The organism is Geobacter sp. AOG2 (assembly GCF_019972295.1).
Classification (GTDB): domain Bacteria; phylum Desulfobacterota; class Desulfuromonadia; order Geobacterales; family Pseudopelobacteraceae; genus Oryzomonas.
In genome coordinates this window covers 3,404,460-3,420,459 of record NZ_BLJA01000001.1, presented here as the reverse complement: position 1 = coordinate 3,420,459, position 16,000 = coordinate 3,404,460, and the positions used below count along the sequence as shown (strand labels likewise).

Below are 16,000 nucleotides of genomic sequence, written 5' to 3'. Positions count from 1 at the left end.
GCTATTGACTACAATCGTAGCTATACACATATTAGTTGCAAAATGCAACTTAATTGTGTAGCCTGAACACCCGGGAGAACCGTTCTATGGATTCAGTCAGGGAAGAACTACAGCTATTCGTGCGCCGCTTCGGCCTGCTGAACGCGTCCTGCTGCGACGAGTGTTGCGGCGAGCAGGTATCCATGGCCCAGAGCCACATCCTGTTCGAGATCAGGAGGATGGGCAGCCCCTCCATGCAGCAGGTGGCCGAGGAACTGGGCATGGACGTGACCACCTTCAGCCGCCAGGCCAAAAGCCTGGAAGGCAAGGGGCTGATAACGCGGCGGGTCTCGGCCGGCGACCGGCGGGTCAGCCTCCTGGGCCTGACCGACGCGGGCAGGCAGGTACTGGAAAAGATCGACCGCTACATGGCGGCCACGGTCGAGCGCATCTTCTCCCACATGAGCGGGTTCGAACGCGAGACGGTCGTCAGATCCCTGGGGCTTCTGAACGAGGCCGTGGCCAAGGCCGGCAACGACCCGTCGCAGGGAGGTAAAATTGCATGCTGCAACTAAATAATGGTGGAGCCATAAAGATCAAGAGCATCCGCAGGGCCACGGAGACGGAGCATCGCCCGCCGGCCGCCGCATGCGGCACCTCCTCCGACGGCCCGGACAAGCCGCCCTGCTGAGGTCCCCCCACCTCCGCCGGGGGCGGAGAGATCACCGACAAGGTACCCGGTTTCATGGAGTGGCTGGAGACCCCGGCCGGCCGGGTGCCGGTAATTTCATCGGAGCTTGGGTTCAGGGACCGGCTGGGGGCCTGCAAAGCCCGCTGGGGCATCGGCCGGATGAGCTACATGGTGCCGCCGGGCCTCTACGCCATTGGCCGGCCGACACCGGAGGCGCCGGTGCTGGTGACCGCCAACTACAAGATGAGTTACGACATTATCCGTCGTACAGCTACGGGACGAAACCTTTGGCTGCTGGTGTTGGAGACCTACGGGATCAACGTCTGGTGCGCGGCGGGCAAGGGGACCTTCGGCACCGGCGAAGTGGTGCGCCGGGTCGCGGCCACCGGCCTGGCCAAGGTGGTCAGCCACCGCCGCCTGATCCTGCCGATCCTGGGCGCCCCCGGAGTGTCGGCCCACCAGGTGGCCCGGCGTTGCGGCTTCTCGGTCGACTATGCCTCAATCCGGGCCGCAGACCTGCCCGAATACCTGGATAACGGCATGGTCACCACGCCAGCCATGCAACGACTGACCTTCACCTTCTACGAACGGCTGGTGCTGATTCCGGTGGAATTGGTGATGGCCCTCAAATCCGGCGCAATCATCGCCGGTATCGTATTTCTACTCGCAGCCGCGCTGGGGGGCCTTTCGGCGGGCATCACGGCCTTTCTGGCCTACGCGGGCGCGCTTGTGACCGGGGTCGTGATCGGCCCCCTGCTCCTCCCCTGGCTGCCGGGCAAAAGTTTTTCCGTCAAGGGGGCCGTGGCGGGGCTGATCTGGAGCGGGGCATTCTACCTTCTCGCCGGAGGGCCCGCCTGGGGCATACCGGCGACCATGGCGCTCTTTTTGGCCCTGCCCGCGGTGAGCGCCTTCCATACCCTCAATTTCACCGGATGCAGCACCTATACCTCCCGTTCGGGGGTGAAGAAAGAGATGCGCATCGCCCTGCCGGCCATGGGCGGCGCGCTGCTGGCGAGCGTGGTGTTGCTCCTGGCGGGAAGATTTTTGTAGGCACAAAGGAGCGGACGATGGAAGGCTTCAGATATTTGCGCGACGTGGTAACCCTTGAGCTGGACCGGGCGGCCTGCATCGGCTGCGGCAGGTGCCTGGAGGTCTGCCCCCACCAGGTGTTCTCCCTGGCGGAGAAGAAGGCCGCCCTCCGGGACCGGGACGCCTGCATGGAGTGCGGCGCCTGCGCCCTCAACTGCCCGGTCAAGGCCATCACGGTGGACGCCGGGGTCGGCTGCGCCTCGGGCATGATCAACGAATGGTTCCAGGAACGGAAGCTGCGCCTGCCGGGCGGGAACTGCTGTTCCTGATCACTACGGGGGGTCGGTACGCAAGAGTTGAGTACCGCCGCGGCCTAAGGTAGTGTTGGGTGGAAATTTTACGGCGGAAACGCCGCTGGAGGCAAGAGTGCCGGAACTCCCCGAGGTGGAACTGACCCGACGCAGGCTGGAGCCGGATCTGGTGGGCAAGAGGATCGAACGGGTGGAGGCGCGGGTGCCGAAACTCCGCCTTCCCATCCCCGAAGAGCTGGCGAACGTGCTGCCGGGGCGGGTCATCCGTTCCGTGGGGCGGCGGGGCAAGTACCTTTTGTTCGACTGCGAAGCCGGTTGGCTCATCCTTCATCTGGGCATGACCGGATTTCTCCGGTTCCTCCCCCACATCACGCCGTCCGGAAAGCACGATCATCTGGATATCCACCTTGCCGGCGGTTCGCTCCTGCGCTTCCACGACCCGCGCAAATTCGGCACCGTGGCCTGGACCACGGACGCCCCCGCCGGGCATCCGCTCCTGGCCGGCATCGGCCCGGAGCCGCTCACCTCCGCCTTCGACGGCGATTATCTCTTCCAGATGAGCCGGTCCCGCAAGGTTTCGGTGAAACAGTTTATCATGAACTCGGCAACGGTTGCCGGGGTCGGCAATATCTACGCCAACGAGGCGCTGTTCCGCGCCGGCATCCGCCCCGACCGGCCCGCCTCCTCCCTTGCCGCCCCGGAGTGCGGCCGGCTGGCCCTCACCATCCGGGAGGCGCTGCAGGAGTCCATCGACCAGGGGAGCACCTACCGGGTGGCGGAGGACTCGGTCGCCTACCACCCCCTGGAGTTTGCCGTGTACGGGCGGGGCAAGGCAACCTGTGGCCGCTGCAACGGGGCCCTGGAGGAGATCCGGCTGGGAAACCGGAGCACGGTCTACTGTCCCCGCTGCCAGCGCTAGTGTCCCGTGTGGACACCTCCCTGCGCCAACGCAAAAAGGGCTGCCGATCGGGCAGCCCTTACGGTTCCGGGCGCGACCATCCGCTTCAGCCCCGCCCGGCAAACTCCCGCAGGCTGGCGATCATGGACGAATCGGCGGTGGGGTCGATATGCGGTATCTTGGTTTGGCCGCCCAGCTTGCCGCGCACCGTTTTGGACCATTCGTAGATCGCCCCCTCCCCCGCCACCAGGACCTGGGGCGGGTTGATGCGCCCCTGGCTGCGGAAGGTGGCGTAGTCGGCGTTCATGCCGCACAGCGCGGCATCCAGCACATCCGCGGCCTGGTCCACGTTCCCGCCATCCTCTGACGCGGCCAGCACCCACACGTGCCGCCGGGCCTGCACGTCGGCCCCCACCATGAACTCCCGCACGTTCCACCTTCCGAAGTCGTTCAACTCCGCAATGGCCCGTTCCACCTCCCCCTGGGTCACCTTTTCCTCCAGCTTGTCCAGAAAACGGTCCCGGCCGGTGAACTCGATGAAATGCGGCGCGAGCGAGGTAAAGCGGATGGTGTCGCCGATGTGGTAGCGCCACAACCCGGAGCAGGTGCTGAGGATCACGGCGTAGCGCTGTCCCACCTGCACCTGTTCCAACGGAATCGCTTCGGCATCCCTCGGCGGCCGCCCCTGCCCGTCCAGATCCTCGAAGCGCACGAACTCGAAGAACGCACCGTAAAAAGGGGTCAGGCGCATCTGTTCATCGCCCTGCTGCTGAAAGGCCATGAAGGCCTCGGAGGAAGGCAACAGTTCCAGAAGATTGGGGAGCCGGCCGTCGAAGAGCGCCTCGAACTCGCTGCGATAGGGCTTGATGCTGGTGCCGCCGTGGATGATCAACTCCAGGTGCGGCAGCAGTTCGCCAAGCGGCCTGCCGCCCAGTTCGGCGCAGCGCTTCAGGAGCAGGATGATCCAGGGAGGCACGCCGGAGATGACCCGGATGTCCGGGTCGTTGATCAGCAGTTCGGCCATGGCCTGAAGCTTCTCTTCCCAAGGAAGGACGGAAACGTGCGCCTGTGGCTCCACGAAGGGATTCAGCCAGCGCGGGCGAAAACGGAGCGTGATGGCGCTCATGTCGCCGGAGCAGATGCCGTCGCCCATGTCGTTCAGCTCGGTGGAACCGGACATGTAGAGGATCTTGCCGGAACCGATGCGCGATGTGCTCTGGGCGGCGAGATAGCAGGCGATCATGTCCGTGGCCGCCCGGCGGTTTTCGTCGAACATCTGGCCGGAAAAGGGGATGTACTTGGTCGGCGCGGTGGTGCCGGAGGTCTCGCAGAACATGCTCATCCTGCCGGGCCAGGTGACATCCTCCAGGCGGATGCGCTTTTTGCCGTCGATACCGGTGCGGCAACCGGCCTGGAAGTATTCGTCCCAGAAATCCTGGTAGGTGCGGATCGGCACCCGCTGCCGGAACCGGTCGTATGCCTGGTCATAGGGGAGACGCGCCAGGACCGGAAAGTCGTGGTCGCGGCCGAAGCGCGTCCCGTCCGCCGCGCAGACGAGCCGCTGAAAGATGGCCCGCTGGGCCGACAGGGGGTCGCGCTCCAAAAAGCGTTGGGCGCGGAGGGCGGCCGAATGCCTGATCAGCCCTTGCAGGGGCGGCGTCCACAATGCGCGTCGGATGAGAGCCATTTAGACCGCCATCTGCAGAAGCGGCGCCGAAAGTTTGCTGTACCAGCTTTCCAGCAGGGGATTGTAGGCGTCGTAGTGAAAGATCATGGAGGCATGGGGCACGTTGTCACCCTCGTTCTTGGAGATGACCTTCTTCACCCGGCAGTTGGGGAACAGCCTGGTATAGCGCTCCGAATCGGCAAAAAGGGCGAGGGTCGGCGACCGCGGCACCAGGATATCCTCCTCGTTCTCGGCCATAAGCGCCAGAACCGGGCCGGCGAAGACCGAACCGGCGAGCGCGGGGAACTCAAGCTCCCGCAACGCCTTGACCCGCTCGTATCCCCCCAGGGCCGAGGTATGGGCCAGTACGTCCATGATCTTGCGGCGGATCGCCAGATGCTTGCTGCTCAATACCCGGTTTTCGGCGCCGGCGGCGAACAGGGCCTGGAAACAGCGGCGCGAACGCTCCACCTGTTTCTCCAGTTCATCCTGTTTGGCCGGATCGGCGGTGATGATCTTCTGCAGGCTGCTCTCCAGAAAACGGATGCCGTCGCGTTTCTCGCCCTTGGGACGGATCAGGTCGTCGGTGCAGATCACCGGGCTGACCAGGAGCAGGCCGCGGATCTTTTCGTGGATATGCTCGTCGGCCCGCCTGAGAAAATCCACCAGCAGGCCGGAACCGAAGCTGATGCTCATGATCAGCGGCTTGTTCCCCCTGGCGTGGATATCGTCGATCAGGTCGGACAACTGGGCGGAAAACATCTCCACCGAGAAGCCGTTGCGGGGATAGTTGAGATAGTAGATGCTGCCGTGCCTGCGCAAAAGCGGGCGCTGGAATTCAATCGTCTCCGTGGCGTCGGGCACGAAACCGGCGATCACGATGGTCGGCATCGATCCGGCGCTCTTTTCGCGGAACACCTGGCAGCGGATGCTGTGCATGCTGTGGAAGCTCTTCATCAGGCCGAACTCGCGGCGGCGGTTTTTCGGCGCATAGGGCTTGATGGCCATGGAACGCATGAAGCCATGGGCCATGGTCGCTGCCGAAACAAGTACGGGGTGGGCCTCTTTTACCGGGCTGGTCTTTGACGAAACGGGTTTCATGTCGCCTCCTGATCTCTCGTGCAAGCTTTCGGCAGTAAAGCATGGCGACGTTACATCCGGGGTGCGGATTGGAAACAGTTGATGAAGAATGCGTTGCGGTTGTGAAAAATCTGCCGGGGACGGCGGGGAGAGAAGAAGGGAAGAGGTCCCTTGCCCTGGGGAACGGCTCCCGGAGCCGGTTCCGGATGTAAAGGCCGATCGGGGAAACGGGGTCCGCCGGCTTTGGCCGGAACCGGATATGAACCGGCGGACGTGGCGCCGGGCAGCCCGTACCGGCATGCCAACCGAGATGTTGCACGTTTGGGACAAACCTCCCGGACCGGCCTGTCATCGCAAATGCAGGAAAAACCAGGGCGCATTTAGCACAAAAACGCAACAGGGCCGTAACACCCTTGTCACCATCGAATGTTATGCTACGGCAGGAGCCGGCCCATTCGACTCAGCGTGCACGGCACGGCATCAACCTCTCTTCACCACGGGGTCCCCATGAATGAAAACGGCTCCACATTCTTGATACTTTCCCCCGGCAGGATCGTCATCCTGTATGCGGCCATGGCTGTGGGCCTGATCATGGCTTCCAACCCGATGGTGCTGAAAGCGGCACACCCCCTTACGTTCGTGCTGTTCGAGGGCAGCCTCTTTGTCGTATTGACCTCCGCTCTGCTCTATGTCCTGATCAGGCATTACACCGGAGAGGTACAGCTCTCCCGCGACCTGTTCTACAAGGCCTTCCAGATCTCCCCCGATTCCATCAACATCAACAGGTTGAGCGACGGCGCCTTCATCCATGTGAACGAGGGATTTTCCCTGATGAGCGGTTACGGCGAAGCCGAAGTCATCGGCAAGACGCCGCGCCACATCAGGCTCTGGAAAAATCCCGAAGACCAGTTTGAACTTGCGGCATTGCTGGAGCGCCACGGCTCGGTCGACAACCAGACCGCCACCTTCAGGAAAAAGAACGGCGCACTGGTCACCGGGATACTGTCGGCCCGCCTGGTCACGCTGAACGGCGAGAAATGCGCCATAACCATTGTCCGCGATATTACCGAGCGGATCAGGGCCGAAGAAGAAATCCAGCAACTGGTCTACTATGATGCCGAAACCGGCCTCCCCAACCAGAACCTCCTCATGGACCGGCTCAACCAGATCATTGCCCTCGGCAGCCGGGAGCACCGCAGCTCCGCCATCATCTACATCGGCTTGTCCGGCGTCACCAGCATCGTGGATGCATTCGGGCACGGAGGAAGCAGGGACATAGCCAGGGCGCTTGCGGAACGTTTCCAGGCGCTGCTGCGCCAAAGCGATACCGTCGCGCGCATCAGCCGCGACGAATTCGTCATCGTGCTGGGCGGGTTGGTGCAGGAACCGGATATTGCAACCATCTTGAGCAAACTCCAGACCATGTTCAGCGAACCGGTGGCCCTGCCCCAGGGGGAGATGATGGTGACCGCGGCCATGGGAGTGGCCTGCTTCCCGGCAGACGGCTTCACGACGGATATCTTGCTGCAGAACGCCCACATCGCCATGAATCAGGCCCGCGAACAGGAGGCCGCCAACCGCTTCCAGTTCTTTTCCGGGGAGTTGAACAGCAGGGCCTTCGAACGGCACCAGATCGAGGCCAGCATGCTGCGGGGCATCGAGGACAACGAGTTCTACCTCTGCTATCAGCCGAAAGTCTCCGTCGAGAGCGGCAACGTCACGGGTATGGAGGCCCTTCTGCGCTGGAAACGTCCCGGATCGGGCGTCATATCCCCCGCCAAGTTCATCCCCATTGCCGAAGAAAACGGGATGATCGTGAAGCTCGGCGAATGGGCGCTCAGGTCGGCGTGCAGCCAGTGCAGATCCTGGCAGGATGCAGGCCTCCCCCCTTTGCAGGTTTCGGTCAACATCTCCACACGCCAACTGCGCGACAACCTGTTTGTGGAGAAGGTCCTGGCCATCCTGCTGCAAACCGGGTTCGCCCCCGAAAATCTGGAACTGGAGCTTACCGAAAGCGCCCTGATGGGCGACATGGACGACACGGTCACCAAACTGCTCAAGCTCAAGGAGAAAGGGATCACCATATCGATCGACGATTTCGGCACCGGCTACTCGTCCCTCTCCTATCTCAAACACCTGCCCATCGACAAGATCAAGATCGACCGGTCGTTCGTCAGCGAGATCGTTTCCCGGAGCGATGATGCCGCACTTGTGGACGCCATCATTGCCATGGCCAACTCCCTGCACCTTGCGGTTGTGGCCGAGGGGGTGGAAACGGCGGAACAGCTTGAATACTTCAAAAGGAGAAAATGCCGGGAGATACAGGGGTTCTTCTACTCCAGGCCGCTCGAAGCGCACCTCTTCGAGGATTTCATCCGTACCGGGACGGCCCTGCCCGCACGGGACGCCTCCACCGGCGGAACCGCGAACCCGGGCCCGGCAGGGACGGAGACGGGGCCGCTTCCGCTTCCCCTGGCGAGTTCCCCGCCCGCCTCTCCGGCGGCGCTGGCGGAACACCTGGGCGAGATCCTGCTCCACCCGCTTCCCGTGGCCCCCTCGGATACGATTCCGGCCGCATTGAGCCGCTTCCAGAACGACCGGGAACTGCTCGTCCTGCCGGTGGTGGAAAACGGCGGCGTGGTCGGTATCCTCAACCGGGCGACGTTCCTCGAGGAGCATGTGATCGGGCGGCACGGTTTCGGCTTTCACATCAACCATTCAAAGAGGATCAAGGATCTCATGTCGCCCGTCGAGCTGATCCTGGATGCCCATACGAGCATCGAGGAGGCGGCGCGGGCCATCCAGCTGCGGGAGTGCCGTCTGGCGCGCATCGACAACATCTGTGCCACCATGTCGGGGAGATATGCCGGTGTCGTCGATGTAAAAAAACTGGTGAACGCCATGGCGGAGATCAACATCTCCCTGGCCAAGGGGGCCAACCCTCTGACCGGACTGCCGGGCAACGCAAGTATCCAAAGGGAGATCACCGGGCATCTGGAGTCCGGCAGGGCCTTCGATATCGCCTATATCGACATCGACAACTTCAAGCCCTTCAACGATTGTTACGGCTTTCAGCGGGGGGACGTGGTCATCAAGGCCCTGGCCGAAATTACGGAACGCGTCGTGAAGCGCTCCCCCACGAACGACAACATTTTTTACGGCCATATCGGCGGCGACGATTTCATCCTCATAACCCCTCCCCACGGCGCCCAAATACTGGTGAACGAGATCGTCAGGGAATTCGAAGGCCACCTGCCGCTCTTTCACGGCGATGCGGATTACGGGGCGAAGTGCTACAACGCCGTCAACAGAAAAGGCGAACAGGAGACCTTCGGGCTGCTCTCCCTCTCCATCGGCATCGTCAATACCCTCCTGATGCCGATCAACTCCTACGCCCAGCTCGCCTCCCTGGCCACCGAAGTCAAAAAGGCCGCCAAGAGCCTGCCCGGATCGGCGGTGGTGGCGAACAAGCGGCTCCGGTAGGAAAGCGGCAATCGGGGCAAAAAAAATCGCCGGGACAAGAACGTCTGTCCCGGCATAACAGGGGGAGGAACTACGGGTGAAAAACTCGATCTGCCGTCAGGCCGCCCGGCCGCTCTGGAGGATGGTATTGTAGACGTCGCCGCTGTCGGGGGCCTTGAGCAGGGTAAAGCTTCGGGCGTTGCGGCTCATTTCGGCCAGCACCGACCGGTTGGTGAGGAAATACCTGATGGCGTCGGCCAGTCCCGCGCCGTTGCCGGCGCTGAAGACCACGCCGGTCTCGCCGTCCACCATCAGCTCTTTCGGACCGCCGGCATCGGAGACGATCACCGGCAACCCCGAGGACTGGGCCTCCAGGACCACATTGCCGAAGGTATCGGTGGCGCTGGGGAAGACGAACAGGTCGGCCGAGGCGTACCCGTCCTGCAACTCCTCGCCCGCCAGATAGCCGGTAAAATAGACCGGATACCCCTTCAGATACGCCTCCATCTCCCGGCGGTACGGTCCGTCGCCGACGATCACCAGCGAGGCCTCGAAGCCGGAGTCGATCAGGTCGCGGAAGGTTTCCGCCAAAAGCTCCAGCGCCTTTTCCCGCGATACCCGCCCCACGTACAGGAGCCTGATCCCTTCCGGGATGCCGCGCCCGGTCCAGAAATCCGCCTTGCGCCTGACCGGCGTGAACTGTTCCGTGTCCACCCAGCGCGGCAACGGCTTCATCTTTTCCTCAGCCAGACCGCGGGACAGGAGCTGCTGCCTGGTGCCGTTGGACGGCACCATGACCTCTTCCATCTGGTTGTAGAACCAGATCATGTAGCTCCAGGCCGCCTGTTCCAGGAATTCGTCGTTGGTCAGGCTGCGCACGTACTGGGGGATGTCGGTGTGATAGGTCCCGGCCACCGGGATATCCATGATCCGGCCGATCAGGAGCCCCAGCAGGCCGACGGTTCCGGGCGTGCTCACGTGGATGCGGGTGAAGCCCCCCTGCTCGATGTAGTCCATGACGTCCAGGATCGGCGGGAAGGAGAGCTTCAGTTCGGGATATTCCGGCAGCACGAAATCGCCCACCGACTCGAACCGTTTGACCCCTTCGGGGATCGGTGCGTCGGCGGCGCCGGCGGTGATCACCGTCAACGCGACACCCCGGTTGCGGGCGGTCTGGATCAGGCGGCGTATGGTAATCGCCACCCCGTTGATCTCGTCCAGGGTGTCGGTGAACAGGGCGATCTTCTCGTCCCCTTCCCCGGCGCCGGCATCGGGGAAGGTTTCCCTGAGGCCGCGCATGATATCCTTGCCTTTGTGCTGGTGGTGGAAGGCCAGGTAATACGGCGTCACCAGGAGGTGCACCAGGCCGATGGTGGAGAGGGTGGTGACGTAGTCGAAGAAACCGGCGGAGAGCGGCAGGGACATCAGGCGGTTGGTGTAGATATAGATCATCCGGTTGGCCAGATAGCTGGTCACGGCGAAGATGGTGCGGTTCTGGTCCGCGCCCTTGAGGGTGGCCAGGAACACGCCGTCGTTCAGCAGCACCCGGGCCTCCCGGTCCAGGACCTCCTCGAAACTCCGGTCGCGGTGGCTCCGGGATTCGGGGATGTTCTTCAGGATGAACAGCCTGATCTTTTCCACGAAGGACTCCCTGGCCGAACCGACATTGAAGAAACGATTCATCAGGGCGCTGATGAAGGGGGTCGAACTGCGGCGGCGTTCGCCGAAGCGCTCCCGGTAGAAGCTGTGGGCGATGCCGTACATGCTGTGGGCCATGGTCAGGGGGCCGCCGTTATCGCCTTCGGCGCGGCTTCGCCCCGCCTTTATGCCCTGGATGAACCCGTCCACGTCGTCGGCGCCGTCGACGGCCGTATGGGCCCGGCTGATGAACAGCCCGCCGTGGTCGTCCGACCCTCCCACCATCCCCTTGATCCAGGGTGTCGGGCCGTAGGGCCGTACATCATGCCGGTCGGCGAGCAGCTCCAGGGTCTCGCGGTCGAGCCCGGCGACGATCTGCTCGGTAAAGGCGTTGAACCGCCGCGCCCGGCAGCCGTTTCTGACCTCGAAGGTGGTGAAGAGCACCAGGGATTTCTCGATGATGGCGGTGGTCAGCTTGTCGTTCTGGGCATAGAGCGGATGGGCCAGGAAGTGGGCGATCCCCTCCCGGTGGAGGTAGGCCACCATCTCGTAGATGTTTTTGCGCAGCTCCATGATCTGGCGGAACTGGGCTTCGGTGATGTGCAGCACCACCACATGGACCTTGCAGTCATTTTCGGGAAAGTAGGCGGTGATCTCCGAACTGACGAACGCCCCCGGCAGATGGGCGATCTCCAGTGCGCCGTTGATGCTGTTGTGGTCGCTGATGGTGACGAAATCCATCCCCCGGCTTCTGGCGGTCTGGTAGAGGTACTCGGGAGAGGTGTAGCTTTCGGGGCAGTTGAACTTGCGCATCGCCCAGTAGGTGGGCTTGTTGGAGTGGCTCGAATGGACGTGCAGGTCTGCTTTGTAGGCTCTCATGTTTGCTATATGTAGCAGGGAAAGATTACAACCGTGTTGAGAGTGTGCAATAGTTTTGTGGCTGTTGCGCGGAACGGTCCGGCCGGCGGATTTTTTCCGCACCCTGCTTTTTTTATGCTTGACAGCCCGGATGTCGATCCGTATATTGATTTCAGTTTTCAATATCAAATCAGACGGCACCGGCACCACCACTACCCCACGCAGAGGAAACGGCACGCATGGTTCGCCACACAGGGAGTCCCGCATATCCGGACCGGGCGGGATACGCGCCGGGTGTGCCGGCCACGGTAACGCCCCGCAGCGGACAACCGGCGGCGGAAGTCCGCCCCCCTGTCGTACCCGACGCTTTGCGAACATTCATCTCACCGTTGAGAATCCGGAACAGTTGAACTGACCATACACAGCAAAAAGGGCGTCACCGCCCCTCTTTTTTGCTCTCATATTGATAACGATTATCAATATCTATTACACGAAAAAAGGAGAGGACCATGAGCGTTGTGCTGATCGGCGGGATGGACCGCCTGGAGCCGCAGTACCTGAGGGAGGCCGAGCGGGCCGGCGTGCAGTTGAGCGTCTTCACCACCGCCCAAAACGGCATTGCCGCGAAACTGAAACACGCCGATGCCGTGGTGATCTTCACCAACAAGGTATCCCACCGGGCCAGAAACGAGGCCGTGACGGCGGCGCGGGCCAACGACATCCCGGTCTTCATGCACCACGCCTGCGGGGTCTGCACGCTCCGCGAATGCCTGAAATGTATGCATATCATCAACCACACAGGAGGAAGGAACGATGTCTGAGACCACCATCACCAAGGGGAAGAACACCAGGGGGAACACCATGCGGCGGGGGATCGCGGCGGCGGCGCTGTCGGCCGCGGTGGCCCTGGGAGCGGCACCGTCCTTTGCCGGCCCGCCGCTCGTCACGGACGATACCGGGACCGTGGAGCCACGCCATGCCGAGGTGGAGCTGAACGGCGGCTATACCTGCGACAAGGAGTCGGATAACGGGGTCTCCACGCGCAGCGAGGCCTTCGACGGCGAGATGAAGATCACCACCGGCGTCACCAGGGATCTGGGCGTGTCCCTGGCGGTTCCCTACCTCTTCAGCGAGCGGGTCAGGGAAGACGGCCAACTGGCCGGGACCAACGACGGCTTCGGCGACATGACCCTGGAGCTGAAGTACCGCTTCTTCGAGCACGAGGGGCTGAGCCTGGCCGTCAAGCCGACCGTCATCCTGCCCACCGGCAAGTACGGCGCCGGGCTCTCGGACGGCCGCTGGGGCGCCGGCGGCACGCTCATCGCCACCAGGGAATTCCTGGAGGGGACGTACCTGCTCCACGCCAATGTGGGCTACGAGCACCACGGCTTCCGCACCGACCTGCAGCGGGAGGAGAACCGCTCCGACCTCTGGTTCGGCTCCCTGGCCGGCGAGGCGCAGGTCATGAAGGGACTGACGCTGGTGACCGACTTCGGCCTGTCCACGACCCAGGAGCGGTCGACCAGCGAATTGTGCAGCTATGGCCTGGTCGGCGCCCGGTACGAGGTCGCCGAATTCCTGGATGTGGATGCCGGCGTCAAGGTCGGGCTCACCAGACCCGAGGACGATCTGGCCCTGCTCTACGGAGTGGTGCTCAAGTTTTAACAAGGAAAGGAAGTCATGCCGATGATGCCGTTGGGACTGATGGGCCCCGGGGAACGGGGCGAGATCGTCGAGGTGGGACAGTGCACGCCGGAGTGCGGCGGATGCCGGTGCAAAGAGGAGCGCAAACCGGGTGACGTGCGGGTGGAGGATATGGGCCTCAGGGTCGGCAAGCAGGTGGAGATGCTGAACAACAGCGGCAGCCTGGTGCTCCTGAAGGTGGATGAATCGCGAATTGCCGTCGATCGCGGCGTGGCCATGAAAATAAAGATACGGAGGTAGGTGATGCATCTGGCAATGATGAAACCGGGGCAGCAGGGGAGGATCGTGCGCATCGGGACGGCTGTCGGCCCCATGAAGCGGCGGCTGATGGACATGGGGGTGCTGGCCGGCGAGCTGGTCAGGGTGGAAAAGATGGCCCCCCTGGGGGACCCCATGGAGGTGACCATCAAGGGATACAACCTTTCCCTGCGCAAGAAGGAGGCGGAAGGGATCGAAGTGGAGGTGGCGCCATGACGGAAGAGACGCGGAACACCGGCCGCGACGCCGTTTCCCCCGCGGAGGCGCGCCCTCTCGTGGTGGCCGTGGCGGGCAACCCCAACGTGGGCAAGTCCACGCTGATCAACGCCATTGCCGGCACGCGGCTGCAGGTGGGCAACTGGCCCGGCGTGACCGTGGAAAAGAAGGAGGCCCTGTTCGAGCACAACGGCCGGAAGATCCGGCTGGTTGACCTCCCCGGCACCTACTCCCTCTCCCCCTACACCCAGGAGGAGATCATCGCCCGGGACTACCTGGTGAAGCAGCGGCCCGACCTGATCGTCAACGTGGTGGACGCCACCAACCTGGAGCGCAACCTGTACCTGACGGTGCAGCTCATGGAGCTGGGCATCCCGGTGGTCATGGCGCTGAACATCTACGACGAGGCCACGGCCAAGGGGTACCGGTTCAACATCGGGGACATGGAAACGATGCTGGGCGTCGGCGTGGTGCCCACCTCGGCCACCCGGAAGAACGGCCTGGCGGAACTCCTGGACAGGGTGCTGGAGACGGCCGCGCGCCCGGCGGAACATGCGCCGCGCACCCTCAACTACGGCGACGACATCGAGACCGCCGTGGCCCTGCTGGGCGACACCCTGCGCCGGGAGCACCCCGCCCTGTTCGGCCTGTACCCGGAACGCTGGCTGCTGCTCAGGCTCATGGAGGGCGACGAGCGGTTGCGCCGGGAGACCAACCTGGCCCAGGACGCCCTGCCGGAGGAGATCTTCCACCACCTGCGCCGGGGGCACGGGGAAGACCTGGAGGCGGTCATGGCCGACGCCCGCTACTCCCAGGCCGCCGGGCTGGCCCGCGAGGTGCTCTTCAGGAAGGAGGGGCGCCGGGTCGAGCTGACCGAACGGATCGACCGGGTGGTGCTCAACCGCTTCCTCGGCATCCCGATCTTCCTGGCCGCCATGTGGCTGGTGTTCAAGCTGACCTTCGACCTTTCCAAGCCCTTCGGCGACTGGATCGGCGACATGGCCGGCGGCCCCTTCAAGCATTGGACGACCATCGTCCTGGGGCTGGTGGGCGCCCCGGACTGGACGGTCTCACTGGCCACCGAGGGGGTCATCTCCGGAGTCGGTTTCGTACTGGTGTTCGTGCCGGTCATCTTCATGATGATGTTCTTCATCACCTTTCTGGAGGGGAGCGGCTACATGGCGCGGGCCGCCTTCGTCATGGACCGGGCCATGCACGCCATGGGGCTCCACGGCAAGTCGTTCATACCGCTTTTGCTCGGCTTCGGCTGCAACGTGCCCGGCATCTACGCCACCCGGACCCTGGAGAACCAGCGGGACAAGGTGCTGACCGCCCTGCTGATCCCGCTCATGTCCTGCGGGGCGAGGCTGCCGGTCTACGTCCTCTTCGTGGGGGTCTTTTTCCCCAACAACCCCGGCACGGTGATCTGGTCCCTGTATGTGATGGGCATCGCCCTGGCCATCGCCATGGGCGTGGTCTTCAAGCGCACCCTCTTCCGGGGCGAGGCCCCCATGTTCATCATGGAACTCCCCCCCTACCGGATGCCCTCCTTCACCAGCCTCTGCCTGCACACCTGGGAGAAGGGGAAACACTTCCTCATCAAGGCCGGCACCTACATCTTCGCGGTCTCCATCTTCGTCTGGTTCCTGCTGAACCTCCCCTGGGGGGTGGAACACAAGAAGGATTCCTACCTGGGACAGGCCGGGCAGGTGATGGCCCCGGTCCTGAGCCCTCTGGGGTTCGGCACCTGGCAGGCGGCATCGTCCCTGATCACCGGCGTCATCGCCAAGGAGATCGTGGTCGGCACCATGGGCGAGATCTACGCCCCCAGGAAGGAGGAGGAGAAAAAGCCCGAGGCGAGCTTTGGGGAAGATCTGCGGGAGATTGCCGTCTCCTTCGGCAAGGCGGCCGGGGAATCGGTAGCCAACGTGGTCTCCACCTTCGGCGTCTCCAGCCTGGCGGCGGACGAGAAGGAGGATCGGGGGCCCCTGAAGGCTACCATCCGGCAGACCTTCACCCCCCTTTCCGCCTATGCCTTCATGGTGTTCGTCCTGCTCTACATGCCGTGCGTGGTGGTCGCCATCGCCATGCGCCAGGAGTTCGGCGGCTGGAAATGGTTCGGCGTGGCCTTCGCCTACCAGAGCGTGTTGGCCTGGGGCATGGCGATGATCGTCTACCAGGGGGGACGGCTCCTGGGATTGGGGGTGTGA

General features: G+C 63.3%; 13 protein-coding genes. 10 read left to right on the top strand and 3 right to left on the bottom strand.

Annotated elements, in window-relative coordinates; all coding sequences use genetic code 11:
- Window positions 1–86: 86 nt before the first annotated feature.
- From LDN12_RS15535 to mutM, 4 genes are all read left to right on the top strand, one after another.
- Window positions 87–554 carry a MarR family winged helix-turn-helix transcriptional regulator gene (locus tag LDN12_RS15535; RefSeq protein ID WP_223923566.1) on the top strand — a complete coding sequence of 156 codons (468 nt, stop codon included), beginning with the start codon at window positions 87–89 and terminating at the stop codon, window positions 552–554.
- 14 nt (window positions 555–568) lie between these two features.
- Window positions 569–1,720, top strand: coding sequence for a mercury methylation corrinoid protein HgcA (gene hgcA / locus LDN12_RS15530; protein WP_274382230.1), 1,152 nt, complete (start codon window positions 569–571; stop codon window positions 1,718–1,720).
- Between the two features lie 17 nt (window positions 1,721–1,737).
- Window positions 1,738–2,028, top strand: a complete 291-nt coding sequence (hgcB, locus tag LDN12_RS15525; protein ID WP_223923564.1) for a mercury methylation ferredoxin HgcB — start codon at window positions 1,738–1,740, stop codon at window positions 2,026–2,028.
- Window positions 2,029–2,125: 97 nt separating this feature from the next.
- Complete coding sequence (gene mutM / locus LDN12_RS15520) at window positions 2,126–2,929, top strand: bifunctional DNA-formamidopyrimidine glycosylase/DNA-(apurinic or apyrimidinic site) lyase (protein ID WP_223923563.1); 804 nt, start codon at window positions 2,126–2,128, stop codon at window positions 2,927–2,929.
- A gap of 85 nt (window positions 2,930–3,014) precedes the next feature.
- On the opposite strand, the gene LDN12_RS15515 is transcribed toward mutM, so the two are convergent.
- Together LDN12_RS15515 and LDN12_RS15510 are read right to left on the bottom strand one after the other, a co-directional pair.
- The gene (locus LDN12_RS15515; RefSeq protein WP_223923562.1) at window positions 3,015–4,595 is read right to left on the bottom strand and encodes a GH3 auxin-responsive promoter family protein; all 1,581 of its coding nucleotides are present in this window, start codon (window positions 4,593–4,595) and stop codon (window positions 3,015–3,017) included.
- Complete coding sequence (locus LDN12_RS15510) at window positions 4,596–5,675, bottom strand: alpha/beta hydrolase (RefSeq protein ID WP_223923561.1); 1,080 nt, start codon at window positions 5,673–5,675, stop codon at window positions 4,596–4,598. It abuts the gene before it with no gap.
- A 486-nt stretch (window positions 5,676–6,161) separates the two neighbouring features.
- On the opposite strand from LDN12_RS15510, the gene LDN12_RS15505 reads away from it, so the two are divergent.
- Window positions 6,162–9,137 (top strand): EAL domain-containing protein, encoded by a 2,976-nt coding sequence (locus LDN12_RS15505; protein ID WP_223923560.1) that lies wholly within the window; start codon window positions 6,162–6,164, stop codon window positions 9,135–9,137.
- A 96-nt stretch (window positions 9,138–9,233) separates the two neighbouring features.
- Here the strand turns inward: LDN12_RS15505 and LDN12_RS15500 are convergent, their stop codons facing one another.
- A complete protein-coding gene (locus LDN12_RS15500) occupies window positions 9,234–11,633 on the bottom strand; it encodes a glycosyltransferase (protein WP_223923559.1) in 2,400 nt (799 codons plus the stop codon).
- Between the two features lie 488 nt (window positions 11,634–12,121).
- Here LDN12_RS15500 and LDN12_RS15495 point away from each other — a divergent pair, with 488 nt between their 5' ends.
- The 5 genes from LDN12_RS15495 to feoB are packed head-to-tail and all read left to right on the top strand — an operon-like array spanning window position 12,122 to window position 16,000.
- On the top strand, window positions 12,122–12,433 hold the full coding sequence (locus LDN12_RS15495; RefSeq protein WP_223923558.1) for a DUF2325 domain-containing protein: 312 nt from the start codon (window positions 12,122–12,124) through the stop codon (window positions 12,431–12,433).
- A complete protein-coding gene (locus LDN12_RS15490; protein ID WP_223923557.1) occupies window positions 12,426–13,277 on the top strand; it encodes a transporter in 852 nt (283 codons plus the stop codon). Before LDN12_RS15495 ends, LDN12_RS15490 begins: the two co-directional genes overlap by 8 nt.
- A gap of 21 nt (window positions 13,278–13,298) precedes the next feature.
- A complete protein-coding gene (locus tag LDN12_RS15485; RefSeq protein ID WP_374045090.1) occupies window positions 13,299–13,556 on the top strand; it encodes a FeoA family protein in 258 nt (85 codons plus the stop codon).
- 3 nt (window positions 13,557–13,559) lie between these two features.
- Entirely contained in the window at window positions 13,560–13,790 is a 231-nt protein-coding gene (locus LDN12_RS15480; protein ID WP_223923555.1) for a FeoA family protein, read from the top strand.
- On the top strand, window positions 13,787–16,000 hold the full coding sequence (gene feoB, locus LDN12_RS15475; RefSeq protein WP_223923554.1) for a ferrous iron transport protein B: 2,214 nt from the start codon (window positions 13,787–13,789) through the stop codon (window positions 15,998–16,000). Before LDN12_RS15480 ends, feoB begins: the two co-directional genes overlap by 4 nt.